At 59.1% G+C, this 25,229-nt stretch carries 21 protein-coding genes; 12 read left to right on the top strand and 9 right to left on the bottom strand.

Annotated features, from left to right (window positions below; genetic code table 11):
* Positions 1-60 precede the first annotated feature (60 nt).
* The 8 genes from GEI7407_RS04925 (at position 61) to GEI7407_RS04890 (ending at position 11,999) form a co-directional block, all read left to right on the top strand.
* A complete protein-coding gene (locus tag GEI7407_RS04925) occupies positions 61-1,125 on the top strand; it encodes a polysaccharide biosynthesis/export family protein (RefSeq protein WP_015171032.1) in 1,065 nt (354 codons plus the stop codon).
* Complete coding sequence (locus tag GEI7407_RS04920; protein ID WP_015171031.1) at positions 1,122-2,609, top strand: hypothetical protein; 1,488 nt, start codon at positions 1,122-1,124, stop codon at positions 2,607-2,609. The genes GEI7407_RS04925 and GEI7407_RS04920 overlap by 4 nt, the downstream gene beginning before the upstream one ends.
* Before the next feature lie 149 nt (positions 2,610-2,758).
* Positions 2,759-4,111: an O-antigen ligase gene (locus GEI7407_RS04915; RefSeq protein ID WP_015171030.1), complete on the top strand. Its 1,353-nt coding sequence runs from the start codon at positions 2,759-2,761 to the stop codon at positions 4,109-4,111.
* Positions 4,112-4,310: 199 nt separating this feature from the next.
* The gene (locus GEI7407_RS04910) at positions 4,311-5,450 is read left to right on the top strand and encodes a glycosyltransferase (protein ID WP_015171029.1); all 1,140 of its coding nucleotides are present in this window, start codon (positions 4,311-4,313) and stop codon (positions 5,448-5,450) included.
* A gap of 66 nt (positions 5,451-5,516) precedes the next feature.
* The gene (locus GEI7407_RS04905; protein WP_015171028.1) at positions 5,517-6,797 is read left to right on the top strand and encodes a lipopolysaccharide biosynthesis protein; all 1,281 of its coding nucleotides are present in this window, start codon (positions 5,517-5,519) and stop codon (positions 6,795-6,797) included.
* A gap of 38 nt (positions 6,798-6,835) precedes the next feature.
* Positions 6,836-7,867 (top strand): glycosyltransferase family 2 protein, encoded by a 1,032-nt coding sequence (locus tag GEI7407_RS04900; protein WP_015171027.1) that lies wholly within the window; start codon positions 6,836-6,838, stop codon positions 7,865-7,867.
* Positions 7,868-8,560: 693 nt separating this feature from the next.
* The gene (locus GEI7407_RS04895; protein WP_015171026.1) at positions 8,561-9,592 is read left to right on the top strand and encodes a glycosyltransferase family 2 protein; all 1,032 of its coding nucleotides are present in this window, start codon (positions 8,561-8,563) and stop codon (positions 9,590-9,592) included.
* A 190-nt stretch (positions 9,593-9,782) separates the two neighbouring features.
* Positions 9,783-11,999, top strand: coding sequence for a hypothetical protein (locus GEI7407_RS04890; protein WP_150109724.1), 2,217 nt, complete (start codon positions 9,783-9,785; stop codon positions 11,997-11,999).
* Positions 12,000-12,013: 14 nt separating this feature from the next.
* Here the strand turns inward: GEI7407_RS04890 and GEI7407_RS04885 are convergent, their stop codons facing one another.
* On the bottom strand, positions 12,014-12,463 hold the full coding sequence (locus tag GEI7407_RS04885; RefSeq protein ID WP_015171024.1) for a hypothetical protein: 450 nt from the start codon (positions 12,461-12,463) through the stop codon (positions 12,014-12,016).
* Between the two features lie 155 nt (positions 12,464-12,618).
* On the opposite strand from GEI7407_RS04885, the gene GEI7407_RS04880 reads away from it, so the two are divergent.
* Entirely contained in the window at positions 12,619-13,287 is a 669-nt protein-coding gene (locus GEI7407_RS04880; RefSeq protein WP_015171023.1) for a class I SAM-dependent methyltransferase, read from the top strand.
* Here the strand turns inward: GEI7407_RS04880 and GEI7407_RS04875 are convergent.
* The 6 genes from GEI7407_RS04875 to GEI7407_RS04850 all read right to left on the bottom strand — a co-directional run bounded on the left by GEI7407_RS04875 (position 13,284) and on the right by GEI7407_RS04850 (position 18,333).
* On the bottom strand, positions 13,284-13,784 hold the full coding sequence (locus tag GEI7407_RS04875; protein ID WP_223294484.1) for a gas vesicle protein K: 501 nt from the start codon (positions 13,782-13,784) through the stop codon (positions 13,284-13,286). The two genes, GEI7407_RS04880 and GEI7407_RS04875, sit on opposite strands and share 4 nt — an antisense overlap.
* Before the next feature lie 108 nt (positions 13,785-13,892).
* Positions 13,893-14,291: a gas vesicle protein gene (locus tag GEI7407_RS04870; protein ID WP_015171021.1), complete on the bottom strand. Its 399-nt coding sequence runs from the start codon at positions 14,289-14,291 to the stop codon at positions 13,893-13,895.
* A gap of 42 nt (positions 14,292-14,333) precedes the next feature.
* Entirely contained in the window at positions 14,334-15,692 is a 1,359-nt protein-coding gene (gene gvpN / locus GEI7407_RS04865; protein ID WP_015171020.1) for a gas vesicle protein GvpN, read from the bottom strand.
* A complete protein-coding gene (gene gvpC / locus GEI7407_RS04860; RefSeq protein WP_015171019.1) occupies positions 15,689-16,750 on the bottom strand; it encodes a gas vesicle protein GvpC in 1,062 nt (353 codons plus the stop codon). Before gvpC ends, gvpN begins: the two co-directional genes overlap by 4 nt.
* Positions 16,751-16,848: 98 nt before the next feature.
* The gene (gvpA, locus tag GEI7407_RS04855) at positions 16,849-17,067 is read right to left on the bottom strand and encodes a gas vesicle structural protein GvpA (RefSeq protein WP_015171018.1); all 219 of its coding nucleotides are present in this window, start codon (positions 17,065-17,067) and stop codon (positions 16,849-16,851) included.
* A 450-nt stretch (positions 17,068-17,517) separates the two neighbouring features.
* Positions 17,518-18,333 (bottom strand): endonuclease/exonuclease/phosphatase family protein, encoded by an 816-nt coding sequence (locus GEI7407_RS04850; RefSeq protein ID WP_015171017.1) that lies wholly within the window; start codon positions 18,331-18,333, stop codon positions 17,518-17,520.
* A 305-nt stretch (positions 18,334-18,638) separates the two neighbouring features.
* On the opposite strand from GEI7407_RS04850, the gene GEI7407_RS21775 reads away from it, so the two are divergent.
* On the top strand, positions 18,639-18,761 hold the full coding sequence (locus GEI7407_RS21775) for a hypothetical protein (RefSeq protein ID WP_015171016.1): 123 nt from the start codon (positions 18,639-18,641) through the stop codon (positions 18,759-18,761).
* A gap of 555 nt (positions 18,762-19,316) precedes the next feature.
* On the opposite strand, the gene uvrB is transcribed toward GEI7407_RS21775, so the two are convergent.
* Positions 19,317-21,320: an excinuclease ABC subunit UvrB gene (gene uvrB / locus GEI7407_RS04845; RefSeq protein WP_015171014.1), complete on the bottom strand. Its 2,004-nt coding sequence runs from the start codon at positions 21,318-21,320 to the stop codon at positions 19,317-19,319.
* 364 nt (positions 21,321-21,684) lie between these two features.
* On the opposite strand from uvrB, the gene GEI7407_RS04840 reads away from it, so the two are divergent.
* Entirely contained in the window at positions 21,685-21,867 is a 183-nt protein-coding gene (locus GEI7407_RS04840) for a CsbD family protein (protein ID WP_015171013.1), read from the top strand.
* Positions 21,868-22,442: 575 nt separating this feature from the next.
* Entirely contained in the window at positions 22,443-24,248 is a 1,806-nt protein-coding gene (locus tag GEI7407_RS04835; RefSeq protein ID WP_015171012.1) for a family 10 glycosylhydrolase, read from the top strand.
* On the opposite strand, the gene GEI7407_RS04830 is transcribed toward GEI7407_RS04835, so the two are convergent.
* On the bottom strand, positions 24,177-25,118 hold the full coding sequence (locus GEI7407_RS04830; protein WP_015171011.1) for a PIN domain-containing protein: 942 nt from the start codon (positions 25,116-25,118) through the stop codon (positions 24,177-24,179). The two genes, GEI7407_RS04835 and GEI7407_RS04830, sit on opposite strands and share 72 nt — an antisense overlap.
* Between the last annotated feature and the right edge of the window lie 111 nt (positions 25,119-25,229).

Genomic DNA, 25,229 nt, shown 5'->3' with positions numbered 1-25,229 from the left:
ACCGCTCACCTCCCGCCGCGAGGCCTATTGCCCAGTCCCTCGATCGGTATTAGTGCGTCCATGTTTTCTAGGAAGACTTCCCTTTTTGGCCTAGCCGCCACCCTCCTCGCCGCCCTCACTAGCGGCCCTGCCCTGGCGCTGCCCCTTTCACCGGGCGATCGCCTGCGGCTTTTCATCCCGGGCGAAGAAGGCCTCCCCGAAGCCGAACGCCTGAGTGCCACCTACGAGGTCAACCTCGATGGCACCCTCAAGATTCCCTACATCCCGCCCATCCCCGTGGCTGGGCGAGAAGTCGAAGACATCGAAGCTCAGCTTGCTCAGGATCTGGTGGCTCGCGGATTTTTCCAGCCCCAGTCCTCCCAGCTCAGCCTTCAGATCTTTGAATGGGCGCCTGTCCAGGTCACGATCGCCGGGGCCGTTTTTGATCCAGGCCGCGTCCTGATCAACCAAGCCGAATCCAAAGGTCGCGACCTTCCCGCCTCGATCGCCACAGTGTCCGGGGACTATCCCCCAGAGCGCTACCTCACCTCAGCCCTCCAGCTCGTCGGAGGCATCAAGCCCAACGCCGACGTCCGCAATGTGCGCGTCCTGCGGGGCAACCGTGAGCAAGTCGTCGATCTCTCGGGGGTCTTTACCGGATCGCCCGTCGACGACATTCCCTTAGCCGCTGGCGATCAGGTCATCGTGCCGGAGCTGGCCGAAGACCAGCCCAACTTGGTCCGTCCCTCTCAGATCACCCCCACCACCGTTCGCGTCTTCTTCTCAAACTTGGCGGAGGACAACGCCCGCGGCAACGCGGGCACCGTCGAGCAGTTCGCCTACGGCGCCCGCTTCTCCCAGGCCGTGGTAGCCGCCAACTGCGTCGGCGGCAAGCGCTCGGTCAACGCCAAGCGCACCGCCGTCTTGATTCGGACCGATCGCGACACCGGCGAAACCGTCGCCATGGAGCGACCGGTCGAAAGCCTGATCAAGGACTCCGGCTCCAGTGAGGCCAATCCCTTTCTCCTGCCGGAAGACAGCGTGGTTTGTTACGATTCAAATGTCCAAAACCTCGCTGGCGTCTTCAATTTCCTAAATACCGTTCTGAACCCCATTTCTGTGATCAAGAGGATTATTTTTGAATGACTGATGAACGACTCACAGTCTCTGGACCCCTCACAGAGAAACCGGAACAGCGAGGACGCTGGCTTCGCTATCTAGGAAGCGCGATCGCCATCAATGGCGTCCTGTGGGGCGTAGCCCTGAGCTACCTCAACAACGTCAAGCCCGTCTACACCAGCGAGTGGACCATCACCCTGCCCGGCCCAGAGTCCTACACCAACGTCAACCTGCCAGACATTGGGGCGGCTTCTTCGCGCAGCGTCTCGGCCTACGAAAACCGCAACCAAGACCCGCGGGAAAACTATAAGTTTGTGGCTGGCAGCTCCAGCGTGCGCCAGCGCGCGGCCAATCAGCTCGGCGTCTCCCCGAGCGAAGTCGGCGGCATGCGCATCGAAATCATCCCCAACACGACCCTCATGCAGTTCTCGGTGAGCGCTGACACGCCCGAAGAGGCCCAAAGTAAAGCCCTCGCCCTGCATGAAGCGCTAGAATATCGCCTCGCGGAGCTGCGCAAGCAGGAAAGCGAGAAGGAAAACGCCAATCTCGAAGCGGCCCTCCAGGCAGCCCAGGCCAAGCTAGATACGGCCCAGCAGCGTCTCTCGTCCTACCAGGCCAGTACGGGCTTTGCTAGCAATGAGCAGATTGTGCAGCTGCTCAACAATATCGAAAACCTCCGCCGTCAGCGGGCAGAAACCCTGGCCAATCTCCAGCGCGTCAACGCCCAGTACACTCAGCTTTCAGGGAATCTGGAACTGTCGCCCAACGAGGCCGCTGATGCCTTCGCGCTTCAGGCTGATCCTCTCTTTCAGCAGTATCAGCAAGAGTACAGCACGGCGACAGCGGACCTGACGGTGATGACCTCCAAGCTCGGCCCCAATCACCCCAGTGTGGTCCGGGCCCGCGCCAAAGAGGAGGCGGCGCGTCTGGCAGTGCTGGAGCGCAGTCAGGCGATTTTGGGCCGATCTGTGGATTCTCTGGCGCTGGCGCGGCTCAGCCTCAATGGCGGCAACGACAGCCGGGGAACCGCCCGGGAAACGTTTTTCCAAAATATTGTGACCTCTCAGGCCGATCTCCAAGGTCTCCAAGCCCAGGCGGGCGAGCTTCAGCAGCAGATTCAGCAGCTTGAGGGCCGACTGGAAACGCTGTCTCGCTACAGCTCGGAGGTGGAGGCCCTGCGACGAGATTTGCAGGTGTCTGAGGCAGTCTTTTCTTCGACGCTGGCCAGCCTAGATTTGGGACGGACCAATGGCAATGGCTCCTATCCGCAAATTCAGCTGCTCGCGGATCCCTCTTTGCCGGATGATCCGACGTCTCCCAAGACGAAGCTGGTGCTGCTCGGGGCGATGATGGGCTCTACGCTGGTGACGCTGGGGCTGCTGATGCTGTGGCTGCGCAAGCGGCGCTTTGCGGGCGATCGCCTCAGAGAGGCTCATCCAGAGATGCGTCCGCTGCCCGAAGCCGTTCCAGCAGATCAGTGGGCTAGCAGCAGCACTGTCATTCAGGATTAGCGATACTCTGGCCCTAGTAGCGCCGATTCAGGCTGCTAACGGGCCTTTGAGACTTGCGCGCTTTTGGCTGCTCTCCTTTTGGCGCACCATCGGCCCCTAGCTCCAGCGATCCTTTGTTCTTCTACCCCACCCTCCGGGTGCGTTGCCCCATGCTTTTGCCACGGCAATCCGGCCAAACCCGCGATCGCGGGCTGTGGATGACCCCCCGTAGCTTTGAAGAGGCTGTCGTCTGGTACACCATCATTGGCATGAATGTCCTCTACTTCATGGGACTGCCCTTCATCTTGGTGCCTGTGATGAGCTGGATTCTCTTTGGCCGCCTGGTGTGGCTGCTCTGGTGCCAGAGCGACGCAACGCCACCAGAGGAGCGCATTCACATTCCGCTGTCGCTGTGGCTGTGGACGGCGGGGATTTTGGTCATTGGCGTTGCCCTGGTGATGGGGCACTTTGACTGGGGGTATGGCCTCGGGCGCACCATCAAGTCCTTCGTCAATTTCTTTTTGCGGACCTGGGCTGTGCTGGCGATTTTGCCGTTGGCAGGCTGTCTCAAGATTCGGCCTCAGCTGATCTATCGCGCTTGCTGCATTTTGGCGATTCAGTGCATCGGGCTAATCGGGGTGGGCTTTGTGATGAGCCTGGCCAATGTGGATATGCCCCTCTATACAGTCTCCTTGGCAGCCAAAATCGGCGGGAATGGCCTGCGCTTTTACCATGTGAGTTTCTATGTCATGGAGGGAAGCACTGCCCGCATGAAGCTTTTTGCGCCGTGGCCACCAGCTTTGGCGTTTGCGGGCAGCGTTTTGCTGTTCCTGTGCTGGCGCGAGCGCAATCAGCTGCTCCGATTCTTGGGAATGTTTGGCAGCGCGCTGATGATGTGGACCTCGGCGTCCCGGATGGGGCAGGTGTGTCTGGTGGCGGTGCCAGTACTACAGTTTCTGCTGGCCAATGTCTCGCGGCCCTGGGTTCAAATCGGTTTGGGGGCGGGGGCGTTTGGCGGGGGGCTCTTCAGTGCCCAACTTTACCAGGCAGCCAAGGATTTTAAGGCTCAGCTTGACGGGCAGCGGGCGTCTTCGTCCCACGTTCGGGAGGTGCTGGGAGAGCTGGCGCTGTACAAGTGGCACGATGCGCCGATTTGGGGCCACGGCCTGCTGGAGTCAGAGGGACCTGAGGTGGTGGCGAGGATGCCCATTGGCAGCCACCACACGTGGCTGGGGCTGCTGTTTGCCCATGGCTTGGTGGGTTTTTTGGGCATGGGCTTCAGCTTTGCGGTGGGCTACATCACGCTGATCTGGAAGTCGCAAAAAAGTGAGCTGGCGGAGACGGCGCTGGCGGTCCTGCTGGTGATGACGCTCTTTTCCCTGGGCGAAAATCTAGAGACGCTGGCGTATATCTATTGGCCGGGACTGGTGGTGCTGGGGATGGGAATGGCGGTGCAGCCTGGATCGGAACGGGTACAGACGCCTGAGCGATCGCCGGCGATCGCAGCGTCCCAAACCGCCTAGGGCCGGCCTGCGAGGGGTTTTGACAATTTGTGAAGCTCTCATAAAGCCTCGAAGGGGCTTCAGTCCCTGGTAGGCAAGGGGAAGCTAGAGAAAATACGGAACAGGGCTCACTGGCCACCAGTGCAAGGCTTTGCGCGAATATTTTTTTTCCCTAAAGCCCGCTGGATAGGGTCCCAATCCGTCTTTTTGATATGGCACCATGCCTTTAGCCAAGCGTGGCTCCGTAGTTCTACAGACTCATGAACGAAGGGGCGATCGCGGGCGACTCGGTACAGACTCCGTGCAGTTCCTGAGTCCGGCTTTGGCCGCCTTGCCCTTTGAGCGGTGGATCGAATTGCACGTTTACTCCAGTGAGGAGCGCAATATGCCAACGGTGTCCGTCATTGTGCCTGCCTACAACGCAGCCAAGACGATTGTCGAAACCCTAGAATCCCTGCGGGCACAAACTTTTTCGGACTTTGAAGTCATCGTGATTAATGATGGCTCCACAGACAACACAGTGGAGATTGTCCAGGCATTCGGGGATCCCCGAATGCAGGTGTTTTCTTACGAAAATGGCGGCCTGCCGGTGGCCCGCAATCGCGGCATCGAGCGCGCAACGGGCGAGTTTTTGAGCTTTATTGATGCGGATGACCTGTGGACGCCGGACAAGCTAGCGGCCCAGGTTCAGGCGCTGCGCGAGCATCCCGAGGCGGGCGTCGCCTATAGCTGGACGCAGTTTATCGATGAGCAGAGCCGGTTTTTGTTTGCCTGGAAGCCGCTCTACCACAGCGGGGATGTCTATCCTCAGCTGCTGCTGGAGAACTTTATTTCCAGCGGGTCCAACCTGCTGGCGCGGCGAGAGGCGATCGCGGCGGCAGGCCTGTTTGACCCGACGCTCAAGTCGGTGGAGGACTGGGACTACTACCTGCGTCTCGCGGCCAAAACCCAGTTTGCTGTGGTGCCCCAGTACCAGATTCTCTATCGGCGATCGTCCCAGTCGATGACCACCAAAATCGACGTGATGGAGCGGGCGAATCTCACGGTGATCGAGCGGGCCTTTCGCCAAGCGCCGGCCTCGCTCCAGTCCCTCAAGGGGCGCACTCTGGCCAATGTGTATCGCTACCTGGCCAAGCAGTGCCTGTCTAATTCCTGGGACCGGTCGGGTCTGCGGCAGGCCTACCAAAAGCTCGGGCAGGCGATCGCCGCCTATCCCCCCACCCTTTTGAGCCAAGAGACCCTGCGCATTGTGCTCAAGCTCTTGGTGGTGCAGTTTTTCCCGCAGAAGCTGGCCGCCCAGATTGTGCGGTTTATTAACAAGACCTTGCCCTTGGTGCGGGTCGAGACTCCAGCGAGCTAGCAAGCATCAGCGGGGGGCGATCGCCTCTCGCATCTATTGGCATGTTCCTTTCGGTTTTTGAGCACCATGGTCAAAGTTGTCGAGCAAGTGAGCGCAGCCATCCAGAAGCGGATGAGCGACGGCTTCGTGCGCAATCTCGGCTGGATGGGCGTCTCCCAGCTGATCGTGCGGATCTCCCGCCTCGCGGCCACCGTCATTTTGCCGCGCTTCTTGTCCCAGTATGACTACGGCCTCGCTGCTCTGGTCCTGACCACCTACGAGTTCACCCAGGTTTTCACGCGCATCGGCATCAGCGCCAAAGTCATCCAGGCCGAAGACGATCGCCTCGAAGAAATCAGTCACAGCGCCTACTGGCTCAACTGGGTCGTCTACACGGCCCTCTTCTTTCTTCAGTGTCTGGCCGCCTTTCCCATCGCCTGGTTCTACAACGACAACCAGCTGATCGTCCCCATCTGTGCCCTCGCCGTCACCTACCTCATTGGACCCCTGGGACGGGTCCAGGCGTCCCTTGTCCAGCGGGAAAACCGCTTCAAAATCGTCGCCCTCAACCAGACCATCACCCTAGTCACCGCCAATATTTTGACGGCGCTCTTTGCCTTTTGGGGACTGGGCATGTGGGCGATCGTGCTGCCGCGCATCCTGGTGGCCCCGATCGAATTCATCGTTTACTGCGCCTATCACCCCTGGCGCTGCCGCAAAGGCTTCACCACAAAGTACTGGGGCGAAATTTTTAAGTTTGGCTCCAGCATCCTGGGCATCAACCTGCTCAAGACCCTGCGCGACAACATGGACTATCTGATCGTCGGGCGCTTTTTGGGCCTCAAGGAACTGGGAGTCTACTACTTCGCCTTCAATGCGGGCCTGGGCATTAGCCTCTCGATTATTCAGTCCATCATTGTGGCGCTGTACCCGCACCTGTGCGCGGTCCGCTCCGACTTCGCCAAGCTAAAGGAAAGCTATTACAAGAGCCTGCGCACCATCGGCAAAATCATGGTGCCTTTTGTCTTGGTTCAGTCCGTTTTTGCGCCGTTTTACGTGCCGGTTTTGTTTGGCAAAGAGTGGGTCGTCGCAGTGCCGGTGCTGATTTTGATCTGTCTGTCGGCGATTCCCCGGCCCTTTGATGCGGCGGCGTTCCAGCTTTTGGCCTCAGTGGACAAGCCCCAGATCGGCCTGCTGTGGAATGTGGCCTTCACGCTGCTCTTTACGGTGGCGCTGATGATCGGCGTCTATTGGCAGGCCATTGGCGTAGCGGCGGCGGTGCTGATTATTCACGTGATCTTTGTGCCGATCTTCTTGATCTGGACCAATCGCTATGTTTTCGGTCCGCGATCGCCCTTTGCCACCTAGGCTGTTGCCCTCACTCATCCTCCTCTGCGAGCCCTGCCATGGAAAAGGTTTCTGTCATTATTCCGGTTTACGGCGTTGAGAAATTCATTGCAGCGACCGTGCAGTCGGTCCTAGGCCAGACCTACGAGAATTTCGAGATTCTGATTGTGGATGACGCGTCGCCCGACAACAGCGTGGCGGTGTGCGAGCAGTTTGGCGATCAGCGGCTGCGCATCCTGCGGCAGGCCAACCGGGGCCTGGCGGGCGCGCGCAATACGGGGATTCGTCACGCCACCGGGGAGTACATCGCGTTTCTCGATGGGGATGACCTGTGGCAGCCCGAGAAGCTGGCGGCCCACGTGGCCCACTTGGAGCGATCGCCCGAGGTTGGGGTCAGCTTCAGCCGATCAGAATTTATCGACGAGGCGGGTGCGTCGCTCCATACCTACCTGATGCCGAAGCTGCAAAACATCACGGTGGAGGATCTCTTTCGCGGCAGCCCCATCGGCAACGGCTCGGCGGCTGTCCTGCGGCGGGAGGTCTTGGAGGCGATCGCCTTTGAGGACAGCCGCCACGGCAGCCCAGAGGTCTGCTACTTCGACGAGCAGTTTCGCCGCTCCGAGGACATCGAGTGCTGGCTGCGCATCGTCCTCCAGACTCCCTGGAAAATTGAGGGCCTGCCCGAGGCGCTGACCCTCTACCGCGTCAACGCGGGCGGCCTCTCGGCCAGTTTGTTTAAGCAGCTCGAGTCCTGGGAGCAGGTCCTCGCCAAGACGCGCACCTACGCGCCGGAGCTGGTGCAGCGCCTAGAGCCCATGGGCATGGCCTACCAGTATCGCTACCTCGCCCGCAGCGCCATCCGCCTAAAGGCCGCCTCGGACGCCGCCCGCCTGATGCGCCGCTCGGTCACCACCTACTGGCCGATTGTGCGGGAGGAGCCGAAGCGCACCCTGTTGACCTTTGTGGCGGCGCATTTGCTGTGGCTGCTGCCCCAGCCGCTCTACGCGTCCCTGGAGCGGGCCGCCACCCAGATCACCGGCAAAGGCCAGAAAGATCAGATTTTGAAGGAGCAGGCAGAGCAGGCTGTCTAGGGAATTCCAGACGCTTTTGAGCAGTTTCTAGCGCTTTGCGGACGGCGATCGCCGTCCGCCGCTTTGGCGTGCCGTCCTAGCGCAGGCGTCCCCTCTCGCAAGATTCTTATAAGACAAACTTAAGACCCATAGTGATACAAAAACTGGTAATTGATAGGCATTAATTGCTACTAAATAAACACTAAATCTCAGGATTTACACGTAGAGATCTTGAGCCGCTTTTTTAGGTGGCGAAATTTTAATTTACGCACTCTCGTGGAGTACGGAAGGCTGCCCAGAAACGTTGCCAAATCCCCAATGCCTTACTCTGTCAGGATTTGCCAACAAAATCAGGAGCCTTGAAGACGGCGATCGCCCCTTGAGTTCTCGAATTTCGCGCAATTGTTCGCCCAAACTTTAAAGTTTTGGGCTGGATTGTTTTGTTTCGGTAAACTTGAGCCGTTTTTTCCGTGTTTTTACTCTCCGTATGTCAACGTAGCCTTTAGTGTTTTCCATTCGGGAAAAGGGTTCATTTCAAACTTTGGCTACTGCTCACCCCAAAGTTTGCAGTTCTCTCCCTAAAAACCCTTAGTTTTCTCTTTCAATTTCGGCCAGCAGCGATCCGTTGCCTGCATCAATACTGAGGCTTGTGTAGGTTTAGCTGGCTGGTGTGTGCAGATTGTCCGTGTAGTCCGTCCTCGCGTAAATACGGTCATGAAAAAGGTTTCCGTCGTCATCCCGGTTTACGGGGTTCAGCAGTACATCGCAGCTACCGTCCAGTCCGTCTTGGATCAGACTTACCAAAATCTGGAAGTGATTTTGGTGGATGACGGCTCCCCCGACCGGAGCGTCGAAATCTGCAAGACCTTCACCGATCCACGGATTCGGATCATCCGCCAAAAGAATCAGGGCGTCTCGGCGGCGCGCAACACGGGCATTCACCACGCCACCGGTGACTACATCGCGTTCCTCGATGGCGATGACCTGTGGGTTCCTGAAAAGATCGCCAAGCACGTCGAGCACCTAGAGCGATCGCCCGAAGTGGGCATCAGCTTCAGCTACTCTGCCTTTATCAACGGCGAGGGAGAACCTCTGGGCATCTATCAGACCGCCAAGACCCAAGACATCACACCGGGCTACGTCCTGTGCCGCAACCCCATTGGCAACGGCTCGACGCCGGTGATTCGCCGGGAAGTCCTGGCCGCGATTCGCCACGAAGAGGTGGGCGCTGACGGCCAAGTCCACCCCGTATACTTCGATCGCACCATCCACAACATGGAAGATGTGGAGTGCTGGCTGCGCATGGCGGCGCTGACCCACTGGAAGCTGGAGGGCATCCCCGAAGCGCTGACTCTCTACCGCATCCACGCCAACGGCCACTCCGCCAAGATCGACAAGCAGGTGGCGGCCCTCGAGCGCGTGATCGAGAAGGTGCGGGGCTACGCGCCAGAGGTGATCGCCACCCATGGAAATGCCGCCCGCGCCTATGAACTGCGCTTTTTGGCGCGCCGCTCGGTGCGATCGCGCGATCCAGAGACCGCCGTCAAGATGCTGCACAAGGCGCTCAAGGCCCACTGGCGCATCGTGCTGGAGGAACCCCGGCGATCGCTGATGACCTGCGCGGCGGTCTACGCCCTGTGTCTGATTCCGACGTCGTTCTACGCGCGCCTCGAAGATGCCGCCATCAAGGCCGTGGGCGCGAGCCAAAAACGGCGCATCGAGCAGGAGAGCGCCGAGGCGGCCTAGGGCTGCTGCATTGGGTTTGTTTTTGGCTGTTGTCGCCCCATCATTCGCCCTGGGGTGCCACTAAGGGGGGCAAGGAATCAGGTTCTTTGCCCCTTTTGCTGTTAGTCCTTAATGGTTTATGAAACTTCTTTTCAGCGCACTCTTTCGATCGTTGGCCGCCGGGGTTTCACACCGCACAATGGTGAACGGAATGGGTCATCAGGTTTCAGGATCGGTAGGTGCCCTCATGGTGGACGAAGGCGATCGCAGAGGACAGAGACGGTGGCGCTTTGCGCTGCTGTTTGCGGCGGCGCTCGTGGCGGCGATCGCCCTCCAGCCCCTGCGCCAGGGCCAGTTGCCCAATTTACTGGGGCAAGTGCCCGAGCAAATCCTGGGGGAATCTGCGCCAGGGACATCGGGGGTCCGGCTCGGCGACGCCAATGTCGCCATTGGGGGCGGCGGCTATGTGACGGGCATTTATTTCCATCCCCAGGTCCCCGATTTGGCCTATATCCGCACCGATGTGGGGGGCTTTTATCGCTGGGAAGCGGGCGATCGCTGGGTCCCAATCACTGACCATTTCACCCTCGATCAGAGGAACTTCTACGGCGGTGAAGCCCTGGCCCTCGATCCCAACAATCCCGACATTGTCTACATCGCGGCGGGGAAATATCTCTGGGACAAGTCCGGATCCCTGTTCAAGTCCACGGACCGGGGCCAAACCTGGACCCAGCTACCGCTCGAGCTGCCCATCGGCGGCAATGAGCCTCGCCGCTGGGTGGGCGAAAGGCTAGTGGTGAATCCGCACAACTCCAATGAAGTGTGGTTTGGGTCGCGCAGCAACGGTCTCTGGCGCTCTAGTAACGGCGGCCAAACCTGGCAAGCGGTGGAAAACTTTCCGGGGGAGCCAGACGACGAAGTGGGCATTTCGGCGATCGCCTTTGACCCCGCCCAGACCGGTCGTCTCTTCGTGAACGCCTTTGAAGATGGCGTGTATGAGTCCGTCAACGGCGGCCAAACCTGGCAGCGCCTGAGCAGCGGCCCTAGGCGCGTGCGGCAAATGGTGGTCGATGGCCGGGGCACGCTCTACGTCACGAGCGAGGAAGACTGGGGCGTGGCGCGATACCGCGATCGCTGGCAGGCCATCACGCCTCCCAAGGCCAAAAAAGAGGCAGTCTTTAATGGCATCAGCCTGAGCCCCCACAATCCGGGGGAACTGGTGGTCAGCCTGGGCGAGACCCCGCGCACGGCAATTTTCTACTCTCCAGACGGCGGCCAAACCTGGCAGGAGCGCACCGTCGAGACCCGCAGCACGGTGCCCTGGTGGACGAACTTTATGCGATCGCAGCCCGCGATCGCCTCCCTGCGCTTTGACCCCTGGGTCCCCAACCGCGTCTGGCTCACAGACTGGTACGGCGTGTGGCGCACCGATGACATCCGCGCCGAGCCCAGCCTCTGGACCAACTACGTTCAGGGCCACGAAGAAATCGTCACCTTTGCCCTGGCCGCTCCCCCCGAGGGTCCGCTGCTGCTCAGCGGCGTCGCCGACGTGGACGGCTTCCGCCATGCCGATTTGCAGCGCTACCCCAGCAGCCAGCTCGGCCTCGAAAAGGACAAAACCGCCTGGCAAGACACCTACAGCATCGCCTACAGCGCCCGCCAGCCCCTGAGCCTGGTCCGCGTGGGCGGCAATCGCTGGGAGAACCGCTACGGCGTCGCCCTCTCGGCGGACGGCGGCCAAACCTGGCAAACGCGATCGCTGCCGTCGGAGGCCATGCCGCTGCGGGTGGCCGTCTCGGCCACCGACCCCAGCAACTTCGTCGTGACCCTCAGCGACGCGCAGCCAGTGGTCACCCAGGACGGCGGCCAAACTTGGCAAACCGTGTCGGGCCTGCCCGAGGGGGGCAATGGTCCTTGGAACTGGTCCCAGTCCCTGGCAGCAGACGCAAAAGAAGGGGGTGTTTTTTATTACTACGCAGACGGCACCCTCTACCGCAGTAACGACGGCGGCCGCAGCTTCCTCACGCTCAACGATCGCCTGCCCAAGGAGTGGTGGCACAGCCTCAAGGCCGAGCCAGGTCAGGAAAAAGAACTTTGGCTCAGCCTCAACCAAAAAGGGCTGCACCGCTCCCTCGACGGCGGCGCCACCTTCCAGCAGATTAGCGCCGTGGAGCAGGCCTATCTGTTCGCCCTTGGCAAAGCGCCTCAACCGGGTCGCCCCGCCGCCCTGTATCTCTATGGCACGGTCGCAGGTCAGCCCAGAATGGGCATTTACCAATCGCTGGACCAAGGCCAAACTTGGCAGCCCCTGGGCAACCCCGAGCGGCCCATCGGCAATGAGCCCAACGTGATGGAGGCCAGTCAGCAGCAGTTTGGGCTGGTGTTTATTGGCACCAATGGCCGAGGGATCTACTACGGCGATCGCTAGGGGCGCGATCGCGACTAGGACGAAAGTCCGTAGGTTTGCCAGGTTAGCGGCCCATCCCCTGGCGGCTGGGGCACGGCCAGTCGCCAGACTTTGCCCTCGCTGTCGGCCTGGAGATAGAGGTCAAGGGCGTTTTCGGTCTGGGTCACCACCTGATGGGGAAACTTGAGGGTGAGGTCGTAGGTGCCCCGGACGTGGGCCGCCGGCTGCCCCTCGATTTGCAGGGGCTCCTGCTCACGAATCTCAACGTGCCGAATCTTGATTTTGGGCAGTGCCGGGGCAATGCCCTTGGCTCGGCCGTAGGATTGAATTTGCTGGGCCAGGGTTTGCTGGGTTTGGCTGACCTGGAGGGCGATCGCCTGGCGCACGGTTCGCTGGCTCGGCAGCAGGGCCTTTGGCCCACCACAGGCAGTCAGAATGCCAATCAGCATCAAAGCCGCGATCGCGCCCATGATTCGTTTCACCATTGCCCCCTCCACTGCATCACGACACCTGCTATTTTCTCCCGAAGCTTGTCACTTCGAGCACTCTTCCCAAGCTAGCATCGACCCAAGCACTGCGCTTCTGTCAGCTTTCTCGCCCGTCCGCACCAGAAACCCGTTAATCCTTTTCTAGATTCTTTATGTCTAATCAAAGCCTCGGCCTGAGCGATGCGCTCTACCAGTACTTGCTGGCGGTTTCGGTGAGAGAACCCGATATTCTGCGCCAGCTGCGCGCCGAAACGGCTCAGCACCCCATGCACCAAATGCAGATCGCCCCGGAGCAGGGGCAGTTCATGGCGCTGCTGATCCAGCTCTTGGGTGCCCGCAAAACGCTAGAGATTGGGGTTTTCACCGGCTACAGCGCCCTCGCAACCGCCCTTGCGCTGCCGGAGGAGGGGCGCATCGTCGCCTGTGACGTGAGCGAGGACTACACGGCGATCGCTCGCCGCTACTGGGAAGCCGCCGGAGTCGCCCACAAAATCGATCTGCGCATCGCCCCGGCCCTCGAAACCCTCGATCAGCTGCTGGCCGAAGGGCAAGCCGAGAGTTTTGACTTTGCCTTCATTGATGCCGACAAGGGCAACTACCTCGCGTACTACGAGCGATCGCTCGCCCTGGTGCGGCCCGGCGGCCTGATCGCCATCGACAACGTCCTCTGGGGCGGCCAGGTCGCTGACCCCAGCGTCACCGACGCCGCCACCGAAGCGATTCGCCAGCTCAACCAGCACCTGCACCCCGATGAGCGCGTCAGTCTCAGCCTCGTGCCGATCGCCGACGGCCTCACCCTCGCCCTCAAGCGGCCTCGCTAGGGCTCTGCTGGCGGCTTCGCGTCTGGCAGGGGGGGAGCGGCGTGCAGAGGACGCGAAGTCAGCACCAGCAGCAGCTTGGCGTGAATCAGGTTAATTTCAGCCAGCCCCAAATCCACACTGCCCTCTAGCACCACTCCCGTATGCAGCAGGCGGTCCAGCAGTTCCAAGATCGTCGGGTTGCTGGAGGTTTCCCCGGGGTAGTAGCTGTCGCCCTTGGGCAGCAGCGTGCCAATCTCGCCCAGGTCAATGTTGAGGTCCGCCGGATCAATCTCGAAGACCTCGCACAAGTGGACGATCTGCTCTTCTAGCTTGCGCAGACTGTCCGCCGCTCGGTCCAGTTCTGCATCGCTCAAGGCCCCCGTTTCCATGCGGCGGATCACCTGAGCCTCCATGAGTTGACGCACCAATTCCAGCACCGTCAGCAGCAGCGGCGCTAGCCCAGCATCAGGGCTGGACTTCGGTTGGTTTCCGGTCGGTAGGATAGAGTCTTCGGCCAAGGATACACAGTTTGCCAACGAGAAACGCTCGCGGCCACGACAAAAATTCTTCGGCGAGGCAGGTCAGCGCCTTTTCCAAAGCCGCAAGCGCCGTGGAGGCTAGAGCCACTATTCGCGAGGTTGTTGGGTCGGGCTATATTCGGTGGTCGTCGGGGCCGCCTGAAGGGCAAGCCCAGCGGCTTGGCGCAGCTGTCGCAGCTCGCTTTCGAGGCTTTCGATGCGGGCCTGGAGTTCTTGATTAGAGGCGCTCAGGGCGTTGGCTTTGCTGCTGAGGTAGGGGTCGCTTTCCCACCAGTTGACGCCGATTTCGCGGGCCTTGTCCACGGACGAAATCAGCAAGCGAATGCGAATATTCAGCAGCTCGGTGGAGCCAACGGACACGGAGATATCGCCGGCAATCACAATGCCTTTGTCCAGGACCCGCTCTAGGATGTCGGCCAGGGTTGACCCCGAGGTGGCCGTGGCGATCGCGCCTCGACCTTTGGGGGCAGGGGGGCTGTAGGTCACAACGTTTCTATCCTCAATGCAGCACGTTCGGGCGATCGCCTGTTAGGAGACCGGCACCACAGAACCGTCTCGCTGCACCAGCACGGCGCCCTTTTCGGTCAGGGACTTGAGGGCATTGACCGTCTGAATGCGGCTGAAGCCAAGGGCACCTTCAAGCTCGGACAAGCGGGCACCCTGGGACTCCTGCAAATAAGCGTAGATCGCCTGCTCTGGGGATGCCAGTGATTCTTCAGGGACTGGGGGGGTCAGGTCCGCCGCCAGGGCCTCCAGATCGTGGGCCAGGGCGATCGCCGCTTCGGCCAGGGGAGGCAGGGTTTCTTCGAGGTGGGCGGGAGCCGCCTCTTCTGCTAAAGCTTCAGGCGCTTCTAGCGTGTCAGGCTCTGCTTCCGGCTGGGTTTCGGCCAGGGTTTCGGGGGGTGCCTCGCTGGTGCTCTCCTCGGGAAGGGGCGCGATCGCGGGGGCAGGCTCGGCAGGACTGACGCCCAGAGCCGACTCCAGCCCCGACTCCAAATCTTGGTAGGCCGGATCGTTCAGCAGCTCCCACAGGAACTGCGTCGCTTCCTTGAGCGGCAGAGAGCTGCGTGACAGCAGCACGTCGCTGCACACGTCCCGGAAATCGGGGTCGTGGGGCCGCGCCACGATGTTGTGGTCTTGGCAGACCTTGGCCACCATCAGGCAGGACCGCAGGCCCGAGGACTTGTCGGTGTTGGTGGTGCGCTGGCGAAAGGCCCGCACCAAGCGCACGATCAAGAGGGCGCTGGCGCGATCGACGCTGGCTTTTTGGACCAGGATTTCTTGCTGGGTGAGCTCATCGGGCTCTGGCAAGTTGATGGTGACGAGGCGATCGAGGAGAGCGTCTTGGGTGCTGTGGACCCCGCAGTATTCCTCTGGGTTGGAGGTGAAGATCGCCCGAAAATGAGGGCTAACCCGAATGTATTCAGTGCGGTTTGAGCTGGGGGGCAGCACCAGCAGCTTTTCTTCTAGGGCCGCCAGCAAGACGTTGTTGACTTCGGGGCGCGATCGGTTGAACTCGTCATACACCAAGGTGAATCCTTCCCGGCAGGCCATGGTCAGCCGAGAGTCAACCCAGTTTTGGCGCAGCTCATCTTCGACTTTCACCACGCTGTGAATGAAGTTATCGACGACTTTTTTGCGGGTGTAGCCGAGCTGGTTACCAATGAGGTCAGAGGTTTTGAATTCATCGTCCCCAAACACCAGCATGATGGGCCGGGTAAGGAGATCGGCGAGGTGCATGGCCAGGGTGGTTTTGCCGGTGCCGGCAGCGCCACGCAAGTGGACCGAGAAACCCGATTGCAGGTAGCGGAGGGCTCGACGCGTGACACGCTCGACAGCGGGGGTGCTGACAAAGTTGCGGGAGCGTGCTTGCAAGATCGTGGTCACAGAACAGCTTCCTCTTGGGTGTGGTAAACGCGATCGCGCTGACTAATTAAACCTTTTTGGATCAGGGCTTTGAGGGCGTCCACAGTTTGGACGCGGTTAATTCCCAGGGCCAGCTCGATTTCGGAGAGTTTGGCGCCGCGAACGTTGTGCAGGTAGGCGTAGACCTGCTTTTCGATGCTGGGGGGCTCGATCGCCACGGGACGCTGAAGGGCGATCGCCGACCCCGCCGGAGGAATCACGGGGATAGCCACCGAGGGAACGACGGCCTCCAGGGCATCAGAAGTGCCGGAGTCGTCACCCCACACCTGCGATCGCAGGGTTTGCCGGTACTGCTGCAAGTCGCGGCGCAGGGTTGCCCAGTCCTGGGTCAGGCGGGTCAGGGTTTGGGCGCGATCGCTGCGAGAGCGATCCAGACGCTGGCGCAGCTGATAGGCCTGATCCTTGCGCACCAGCTCCAGCTCCCACAGATAGCTCTGCACGTCCGATCGCAGCGTCTTGAGAAATAAAGCCAGATCTCGGGTCATCTGGGCTTTCATCAGGCAGCGCTGCTGCTGGTGAGTCGCCAAATCAGCCTGAACCGCCGCGCGCAGGGCCTGGACTTCGCCTTGAAGGGTGTGGCGCAGGGCGGCGATCGCCCCGGTCAGGTCCGCGTGAAACTGGCGCAGGTCTCGATGAATTTGCTGGGCCATCAGCGATCGCTCCGCCGCCGTCAGCGCCAAAAACTGAGCCGTGCTCGCCTGCAAAGACGCCACGTAGGCTTCGAGGGTTTGGGCCATTTCCTGGGCCATCGCCCGACGCTGCTGGCCCGCGCTCGCCAAAAACGCCTGGGTCTCCTGGTGTAGCTGCTGCCGAAACTGCTGCTGCCGCTGGTGGCGGTCTCGACTATCTTGGTGCAGCTGCGCCTGAAAAGCGTCGAGATCTCGGCGCAGCCGGAGCGTTCGCGCCTGCCGTTCTTGCTGGATTGATGCCAACGTCTGCCGCACCTGCTGGCGACGCTGGGCAGCATCTTGATGACGCTGCTGCCGCTGGACCTGCCACTGCTGCTTCAGTGCAACCATCCCACAAGACCCCCTTACCCAACTGAACACACAAAACACAAAAGACGCCAGAAGGCGTCAAAGGGGAGGCTCAAAAGCCTCCCTCAGACCCATCGAAGCTAAGCTGCGGGCACGGCTGCCTGAGAGGTCAGACCCACGGCTTCTGCATACTTTAGATAGGTTTCCACAGAAGCAATCACGATTCGGGCTTCCACTGCCAACAGTTCAATACCCACCAAAGAAACGCGCACCCATGCATCTATAACGATTCCTTTGTCCAGGATCCGGTCAACAACTTCGGCCAAGCTGGAGGAAGAGTTCACTTTTTCGACAGCCATGATTCAAGTCCTTTCAGTTACTAGGATGAACAGTCTAGTTTGCGTTTGAAGTGTCACCTTTTGGCGCTGCAAGCTAGATGCCACAAGAGTTTCAGCTCATGCCCCTTATCCTATGGGTTCTGTCAGTTTGAGGTCTGAGTGTAAACACTGAAAATGCTTTTATTTCTTTTTATCTAAAGGTTGAGAATGGTCAGCGCTTACACCGAGCATTTAAGGACAATTTTGGGTAGGTTGATGTCGAGGCGATCGCCGGGAAAGCCCTTCTAATAAGGTTTTAGGAAAACCTAAACTAAAGAAAAACAAGTGTTGCAAATTGATGCTTTCAGTAACGTTTCAAACACAATTGGCAACACTTGGTGATCCTCTTCGCGCCAGGTTGACTAGGGACCTTATATCGAAGTTGGCTTAGAGCTTTCTTCCAGTCCTGCCAGCCAGTTTGGGACATCGATTTTAAACCGGTCCCTCGGCACGCACAGAGGCCACAACGGGATGGTGATCTGAAGGCCAGATTCCCTGCCAAGACTGGCGATCGACCGTAACCCACTGGAGCCGCAGACGGCGATCGCAGTAGATCGTGTCCACCGCATCAAAGGCAACCCCAGAAAAATCATGAAACGTTAGCTGGTCCTCAGGCGGCAGCGTTGCCACGGTGTCCACCAGGTGCAGGTCCGGCGCGATCGCCCCTTGCAGCGTGCGGCGAGCCCGATCGCCAGGCCCAGCGTTGAAGTCGCCCAGCACCAGCACCAGCGGCCCCATTCCCCAGCGCTCCGCCCGAGACACCACCATCTGAGCAATCCGGGCCCGCAGCAGCTGGGCGCTGCGATCGCGGGCTGTCGCGCTGCCATAGTCAAAATGGGTATTAAACACCAGCAGCGGCGCTGCCAAATACGTAGACGAAAAGCAGGCCCACGTCACCATTCGCGGCAGCAGATTGCCCCAGCTCGGCGTTATGCTGCCTGGGGCTTCGGGGGTTTCGCTCAGCCAAAACTCTCCCCACTCTCGGCAGGTCAGACGCTGGGGCCGATAAAAAATAGCACAGGCTTCCCCTCGGCCATTACCCAAGCGATCGCCGCCCAAACTTTGGTAATCTTTCAAATGACGGTGCAAGTCCAAAAGTTGATGGGCTTGACCTTCCTGAGAACCCATCAAATCTGGGGCATAATAAGAGACAAGAGCCGTTACGGCCTCTCGCCGAACACTCCACGCAGCCGTGCCAGGATCTGGTTTGTCATAGCGCAAGTTCAAGCTCATGACGATCAGTTCCATCGAAAAGCTCCTTTATGCGTAAGCCCCCAGCTTGCAAGATTCTTCTCAGGCGAATCAAGTCTTGCACCTTTGCGGGAGCCCTAGAGGAAGCACTGTTGCACTCTAAGGATCGTGCTGTATCTCTCCCTCGAGAGTACACCCCCATTACGAACTCAACTCACGACTTCTTGGACACGACTGCTTAGAAAAGTGAGTTTTTGGAGAGTGACAAGGGCGCGTTAAGCAGGTATTTTTCCTGTTAAACGGACGCTCAACGTTTCAGTAACTCTCTGCTATCCTATAAACCAATTCGAATCGGAGAATTTATGACTTTTGCGGAGTACATCAAGCAGCAAGAGCATCAGACCTGGCAATCCAAAATTCGTCAGCTCAAGTGGGAGCTAAAACAGCCCCGACAGCCCCTCAAGGCTCCACGCCGCGGCCGCTAGCTCCACGCCTCTTCTCGTTTCTGACTCCCCAAAGCTTGCATTAGTCGATACGCGATCGCTCAATTTTTATTCCAGGATTCGGGCCGTTTGCCGCAGCGTTGCGGAGCTTTGGATCTTGGCTAAAAACAGCTCTCAAATCTGGATTCGCTAATACTTTGTAGGTAGCTAGATTCAGGTTGCTTCGAGAGCTCAATCGAGGAAAAACCCTCAGTTAAACGCGATCGCGCCTTTGAGTTCAACGCATCCTGCGGGATGGGTTTTGACTGGGTTGCTCTACCAAAAGATCTGCAAAGATCGATCGATATTGCGAGTAGATATTGGCTTGTTTCGAGCCATCAGAAATACACGAGAAAGCAATCGCTTCTGCAATTCAAGAACCGGCAGCGTCTAGCAAGGCGCGATCGACAGCGATCGCACCAAAAACAGCCTTACCCGCAACAGCGCTGTCAGGACAATGAGACCTCCAGTCTCAGCGAATCTCTCATCACCAAACCGCAAGCAGCGCTCCAAATATTTGGAGCGCTGCTTGTTCGCGAAAAAGAGCTTACTGAGGCTTTAGCTGCGCCGACCAAGCAGTTTCTCACGGAGCTGCTTGATGCGATCGCGGAATTTCGCTGCCTCTTCGAACTCCAGATTTTTGGCCGCTTCTTTCATCTGCGCCTCTAGCTGCGTAATCAGCGCTGGGATGTCTTCTAGGGGCAGATCGTCCACCTGCTCATAGGCCAACTCCAGCTCTTGGGCATTCAGGCGGCGCGAGACCTCCAAGAACGACAAAATCGCGTTCTTCGAGCGGCGCACGATCGGCTGAGGCGTAATGCCATGCTTGAGATTGTGCGCAGTCTGAATCCTGCGGCGGCGCTCGGTTTCACTGATGGCCTTTGCCATGCTGTCGGTCAGGTTGTCGGCATAGAGGATCGCCTGACCGCGCACGTGACGAGCCGCCCGACCGATGGTCTGGATCAGCGATCGCTCCGCCCGCAAGAAACCCTCCTTGTCTGCATCCAGGATCGCCACCAAAGACACCTCCGGCAGGTCCAACCCCTCCCGCAGCAGGTTCACCCCGATCAGCACATCAAAGTGCCCCTCCCGCAGATCCTGCAAAATTTCAATTCGCTCAATGGAATTGATTTCTGAGTGCAAGTAGCGGACCTGCACAGCGCGCTCTTGCAGGTACTCGGTCAGGTCTTCTGCCATCCGCTTGGTGAGGGTCGTGATCAGCACCCGCTCCTTGCGCGAGACTCGCTCCTGGATTTCGCTCAGCAGATCGTCTACCTGTCCCTCGGTCGGCCGCACAAAAATCTCTGGATCGACCACCCCCGTCGGTCGAATGATCTGCTCCACCACCGCCTGCTCAGACTGCTCAACCTCCCAGTCTCCGGGCGTCGCCGACACAAAGATGCACTGGCTCACCTTGGTCCAAAATTCCTCTGCTTTGAGGGGGCGATTGTCGGCGGCGCTGGGCAGCCGGAAACCGTGGTCCACCAGCACCCGCTTGCGGGCCTGGTCTCCGTTGTACATCGCCCGAATCTGGGGCACGGTGACGTGGGACTCATCGATCACCAGCAGCCAGTCCTGGGGAAAGTAGTCGATCAGGCACTCCGGCGGCTCGCCCGCCTGTCGGCCAGCCAGGTGACGGGAGTAGTTCTCGACGCCGTTGCAGTAGCCCACTTCTCGCAGCATTTCGAGGTCGTAGCGAGTGCGCTGCTCCAGGCGCTGGGCTTCCAGGAGCTTGTTTTCTTTTTCTAGGAAATCAAGGCGCTGATTGAGCTCCGCCTCGATGTCGTCGCAGGCGATCGCTAGGCGATCCTCGGGGGTGACAAAGTGGCGAGCGGGATAAATGCTCACGGACTGGAGGCTCTGGAGCGTCGCGCCGGTCACCGGATCGATGTAGCGGATGGCGTCAATTTCATCACCGAAGAACTCGACGCGAATAATCCGATCTTCGTAGGCGGGGCCAATTTCTAGGACATCGCCTTTTACCCGGAAGCGACCGCGCCCGATGTCAAGGTCATTGCGGGTGTACTGGACAGACGTGAGGTCCCGCAGGATTTGCCGCTGGTTGACCTCGGCTCCGACCCGCAGGGGAATGGCGGCCTTGAGATATTCGGCGGGGATGCCGAGGCCATAGATGCAGCTGATGGAAGCAACGACGATGACGTCCCGGCGCTCAAAGAGCGATCGCGTCGCCGAGTGCCGGAGCATGTCGATTTCTTCGTTAATAGAGGCCGTTTTCTCGATGTAGGTGTCGGTGACGGGGATGTAGGCCTCGGGCTGGTAGTAGTCGTAGTAGCTGATGAAGTACTCGACGGCGTTGTGGGGGAAAAACTCTCGCAGTTCGTTGCAGAGCTGGGCTGCGAGGGTTTTGTTGTGGGCCAAAACCAGGGTGGGCTTGCCAATGGTCTCGATGACTTTGGCGCAGGTGTAGGTTTTGCCGGTGCCGGTCGCTCCGAGCAGGGTTTGGAAGCGTTTGCCGGACTGAAGATTTTTTGTGAGTTGCGCGATCGCCTGGGGCTGGTCGCCCGTGGGCTGGTAGGGGGCTTCGAGACGAAACTCAGCCATGATTTGAAGATGTGATGAGGGTGCAAGGCTCGTAGCTGTGATTCTAGCGCAAAGCCTTTTAGCAATGCGGTTCTGAGCCGCAAGAACTCATTGCCTAAAAATCGCTTTTTGGTGCCTTAAAAAGGCGATCGCCCGTAGTCTTTATCAAGACAAGGTTTTTTACCTTACTTCTCGTCACTTCTCGTCAGCTTGCGCGAATATTCACAACATCCGTGACAGGAGAGATTCTCAGAAAGTTTTTTCAAAATTATCTATTACTTACGAATGAGGATGGCGATCGCCCCTTCTTTTAAGCTGAAATTATCAATTGGCATTTAGCAGTTCCCGATTGGTTTTCTTTAGCATTAAAACAGGAGTTTGACTCATGAGTCTTGAAGATAGAGCAAAAGCAGCCGCTAAAAACATTGAGGGAAAAGCGCAAGAAGCCAAGGGAGAAGTCACCGGCGATCCCCAAGACAAGGCTGCTGGCAAAGCTAAGCAAACTGAGGCAGAAGCTCGCAACACGGTAGAAAACGCGAAAGATAAGATGAAGCGAGCGATTGACTAAAAAGATTGTCCATTGGCCCAGTTTCCGAGGGCCGATCAGGACAATACCGAGGTGCTATAGCCTCCCTCCCCGTCAATGCAGACTGGCAAAAAGCACTCCCGACTTGGGAGTGCTTTTTATTTCACGGGCCTTTCTTTAACTTCGACTTATCTAAAAATTATTGGAAAACCCGACTGAAGCTTCTAACAGGCTTTCTCAAAGAATTAAAAATATTTCTCCACAACATTAGCACTACTTAATAGCTATCCAAACACTTGCTTACTTTCTTTAATTCAATAACTATTTTTCACACAAAATATTTCTTAATCAGAGACTGAACAATCTGTTGTAACCAAATAATCTGCGTGCAGATTTTTAGGCAGGATAATCTTCTTCGACCAGACGATTTACCTAACGAGTATCTTTACTGAGCGATCGCGCTTTACCGGTTGCCTCCGACTGGAACAGGCAGCGTAAAAGTGTGTCGATCAGTATCGGTGGGCTGCATTGTGTTGCGGTGCTTCGATTCAGCGATCGCTTTATGCAACACTGGGCAAAAAATCGACTCACCGTTACTCTGCCATTTTGAGACACCTATGAATCGTTTCTTGATCGGGGTCGGGCGATCGCCTGTTGCCTGGTTCGCGCTTTCACTGCTCGGGGCGATCGCCGCTCCCCCAGCCCTCGCCCAGTCTCAGTTTGCCGATCTGTCGGGCCACTGGGGTCAGGCCTGCATCAGCCAGCTTGCCCAGAAAAACATCCTCAGCGGCTATCCCGACGGCACCTTCAAGCCCAACGCGACCGTCACGCGGGCTGAGTTTGCGGCTATGGTGCGCCGCGCCTTTCCCAATGCGGCCAACACCCGCAGCGCCTCCGCCTTTAGCGATGTTGGCCGCAGCTACTGGGCCCACGACGCCATCCAGTCCGCCTACCGCACCACCTTTTTGTCAGGTTATCCAGGCAATCGCTTCAATCCCAGTCAGCAGATTCCTCGGGTGCAGGTTTTAGTTTCCCTGGCCAGCGGTCTCAAGGCTACGCCGAGCCAGCCTGCTAGCGCGATTTTGGGTCAGGCTCTCGAGGATCAGGCCAGCATCCCCAGCTACGCGGTGGGGGCGATCGCCGGCGCTCTCGAAAAAGGCTGGGTGGTCAACTATCCCAATGCCCGCCGCCTCAATCCCAATCAGCCCGCCAGTCGGGGCGAAGTGGCTGCCTTCCTGTGTCAGGCTCTGGCCGGTCAGAGCGTGCCCGCGGCCCTGGTCCCGCCGCAGTACATCGCCAAAGCCACCAGCAGCGTGCCCAACCAGGATCGGGCCGAAATTCGCGGCGTTTGGCTGACCAATATCGACAGTGATGTCTTGTTTAGCCGCGATCGCCTGCGCGCGGCCCTGGCAGAGCTCGATCGCCTAAACTTCAACACCGTCTATCCCACCGTCTGGAACTGGGGCTACACCCTCTATCCCAGCAAGGTGGCCGAAAGCGTCACTGGCCAGAAGCTAGACCCCGAGCCCGGACTACAGGGCCGAGACATGCTGGCTGAAGTGGTCAAAGAAGGGCGCGATCGCGGCTTGACCGTCCTGCCCTGGTTCGAGTTTGGCTTCATGGCTCCCGCCGATTCCCAGCTTGCCCAGCGCCGGAGCGAGTGGCTGACCCAGCGCCGCGACGGCAGCAAAATCTGGATGGAAGGCACCCACGAGCGGGTCTGGCTGAATCCCTTCCGGCCCGAAGTTCAGGACTTCATCATTGATTTGGTGGTCGAGATTGTCCGGGACTACGACGTCGACGGCATCCAGTTTGACGACCATCTGGGTCTGCCCGCAGATCTCGGCTACGACCCCTACACCGTCGCCCTCTACAAAGCAGAGCATCAGGGCCAGTCCCCCCCGAGCAATCCCCAAGACCCCGAGTGGGTGCGCTGGCGAGCCGGCAAAATCACCGAGTTTATGGGCCGCCTTTTTGCCGCCATCAAAGCGGAAAAGCCAGACGCCATCGTCGCCCTCTCGCCCAATCCCCAGGAATTTGCCTACACTAGCTTCTTGCAGGACTGGCAAACCTGGGAACGGCGGGGCTATGTCGAAGAGCTGATGATCCAGGTTTACCGCAACGACCTCGATCGCTTCCAGGCAGAAATCTCTCGGCCCGAAGTCCAGGCAGCCCGCCGCCATATTCCGGTGGGAATCGGTATCCTGAGCGGCCTCAAGGGACGCAACGTGCCCAGCAGCCAGATTCGCGCTCAGGTCGAAGCGGCCCGCCAAGCCGGAATGACGGGAGTGTCATTTTTCTTCTATGAGACGCTGTGGAACCTCACCGAGGAGCCGAAGGGCGATCGCCAATCAACCCTCCAGACCCTCTTCCCCAAACCCGTGGAGCATCCCAAGATCCGCGACGGCTGGCAGCCCCAGTGAGGCGTGCCTGTGCGGCAGCTCTCGGGACTGGGCGGGCGATCGCTGCCAAAACTCCTGGAAGCTCGCCGGAGACAGCATTCGCCAGCCCACCCCCACCGCTACCGCCACGCCCAGCAGCGACAGCAGCAGCGACACGATCTGGGATAGGCTATCGGGCTGCATCGACTTCACCTCGGTCACGCGGACTCGAGAACGGGTCGGCGAGGGATGGGCGCGAGACGCTACCGCCGAGGAGCCATAGCTCCGGGTGGTGCCATGGGAGGCGTGCACAGGGGCATGATGGGAGGCACCATGGGCAACAGAATGGGCGATCGCAGCTCGGCTCTTGGGAGAGGCCAAGGGTTGCAGCAGCTCGCTCTCGGCCCGAATCATCATCTGGAGCCGCTGGACCACCGCCAAGGGGCGCTGGTGAGAGCGGCTCCACTGACGCAGCTCCACACTGGTAATGGCGCACAGATTGCGCACATTCAGCGAAAAGCAGCGCTGGCGCATGGCTGGACTATCGGATACCAAAATAATCAGCTTCTCTAGCTGCTCCTCGGCCAGGCCGTAGGCACACTGGGCGATCGCCAGCTTCATGCGCGCCTGCCGACTCATTTCCTGCCCCAGCAGCGGCATCAGGCCGGGGTGCTCACCCTGGGCCGTTGTCACTTGCCAAAGACTCTCAGGAGAAAAGCGCAAAAATTCTCGCGCTGTTTTTTCCTGCTCAACCTCCGGAGCGCGGCCAGACGCGTAGTACTGGATTTCTTCAAACACCGATTGGGGCACGGCGCACACGCCCAGACGCGAGAAATTCGGCCACTCTCGCACCGTCGTATTGAGCAGCGCGCCAAGGTCAAACACAAACAGGACTGACGGGGGGGCTAACATGACTTTTTACTCAGGAACACGGCTTTCATCCAAAGTTTAGCGACTCTGTTCCCCTTGGGAGCCCCTCCCAAAGACTTGGTTGAAAGTAAAACCCAGTCTGGTTTTCAGCCG

Source organism: Geitlerinema sp. PCC 7407 (assembly GCF_000317045.1).
GTDB lineage: Bacteria > Cyanobacteriota > Cyanobacteriia > PCC-7407 > PCC-7407 > PCC-7407.
The sequence above is the reverse complement of the archived record's forward strand: the minus strand, read 5'-3'. Positions and strand labels throughout refer to the sequence as shown.

What these genes read in the sequence shown, in the direction of transcription:
- gvpA (WP_015171018.1), bottom strand. Translation starts at nt 17,067, where the DNA reads ATGGCTGTCGAAAAAGTGAACTCTTCCTCCAGCTTGGCCGAAGTTGTT.
- GEI7407_RS04885 (WP_015171024.1), bottom strand. Translation starts at nt 12,463, where the DNA reads ATGGTGAAACGAATCATGGGCGCGATCGCGGCTTTGATGCTGATTGGC.
- GEI7407_RS04830 (WP_015171011.1), bottom strand. Translation starts at nt 25,118, where the DNA reads ATGTTAGCCCCCCCGTCAGTCCTGTTTGTGTTTGACCTTGGCGCGCTG.
- gvpC (WP_015171019.1), bottom strand. Translation starts at nt 16,750, where the DNA reads ATGGTTGCACTGAAGCAGCAGTGGCAGGTCCAGCGGCAGCAGCGTCAT.
- GEI7407_RS04925 (WP_015171032.1), top strand. Translation starts at nt 61, where the DNA reads ATGTTTTCTAGGAAGACTTCCCTTTTTGGCCTAGCCGCCACCCTCCTC.
- GEI7407_RS04905 (WP_015171028.1), top strand. Translation starts at nt 5,517, where the DNA reads ATGGTCAAAGTTGTCGAGCAAGTGAGCGCAGCCATCCAGAAGCGGATG.
- GEI7407_RS04880 (WP_015171023.1), top strand. Translation starts at nt 12,619, where the DNA reads ATGTCTAATCAAAGCCTCGGCCTGAGCGATGCGCTCTACCAGTACTTG.
- GEI7407_RS04890 (WP_150109724.1), top strand. Translation starts at nt 9,783, where the DNA reads ATGGGTCATCAGGTTTCAGGATCGGTAGGTGCCCTCATGGTGGACGAA.
- GEI7407_RS04895 (WP_015171026.1), top strand. Translation starts at nt 8,561, where the DNA reads ATGAAAAAGGTTTCCGTCGTCATCCCGGTTTACGGGGTTCAGCAGTAC.
- GEI7407_RS04900 (WP_015171027.1), top strand. Translation starts at nt 6,836, where the DNA reads ATGGAAAAGGTTTCTGTCATTATTCCGGTTTACGGCGTTGAGAAATTC.
- GEI7407_RS04920 (WP_015171031.1), top strand. Translation starts at nt 1,122, where the DNA reads ATGACTGATGAACGACTCACAGTCTCTGGACCCCTCACAGAGAAACCG.
- GEI7407_RS21775 (WP_015171016.1), top strand. Translation starts at nt 18,639, where the DNA reads ATGACTTTTGCGGAGTACATCAAGCAGCAAGAGCATCAGACCTGGCAA.
- uvrB (WP_015171014.1), bottom strand. Translation starts at nt 21,320, where the DNA reads ATGGCTGAGTTTCGTCTCGAAGCCCCCTACCAGCCCACGGGCGACCAG.
- GEI7407_RS04915 (WP_015171030.1), top strand. Translation starts at nt 2,759, where the DNA reads ATGCTTTTGCCACGGCAATCCGGCCAAACCCGCGATCGCGGGCTGTGG.
- GEI7407_RS04850 (WP_015171017.1), bottom strand. Translation starts at nt 18,333, where the DNA reads ATGGAACTGATCGTCATGAGCTTGAACTTGCGCTATGACAAACCAGAT.
- GEI7407_RS04910 (WP_015171029.1), top strand. Translation starts at nt 4,311, where the DNA reads ATGCCTTTAGCCAAGCGTGGCTCCGTAGTTCTACAGACTCATGAACGA.
- GEI7407_RS04840 (WP_015171013.1), top strand. Translation starts at nt 21,685, where the DNA reads ATGAGTCTTGAAGATAGAGCAAAAGCAGCCGCTAAAAACATTGAGGGA.
- GEI7407_RS04835 (WP_015171012.1), top strand. Translation starts at nt 22,443, where the DNA reads ATGAATCGTTTCTTGATCGGGGTCGGGCGATCGCCTGTTGCCTGGTTC.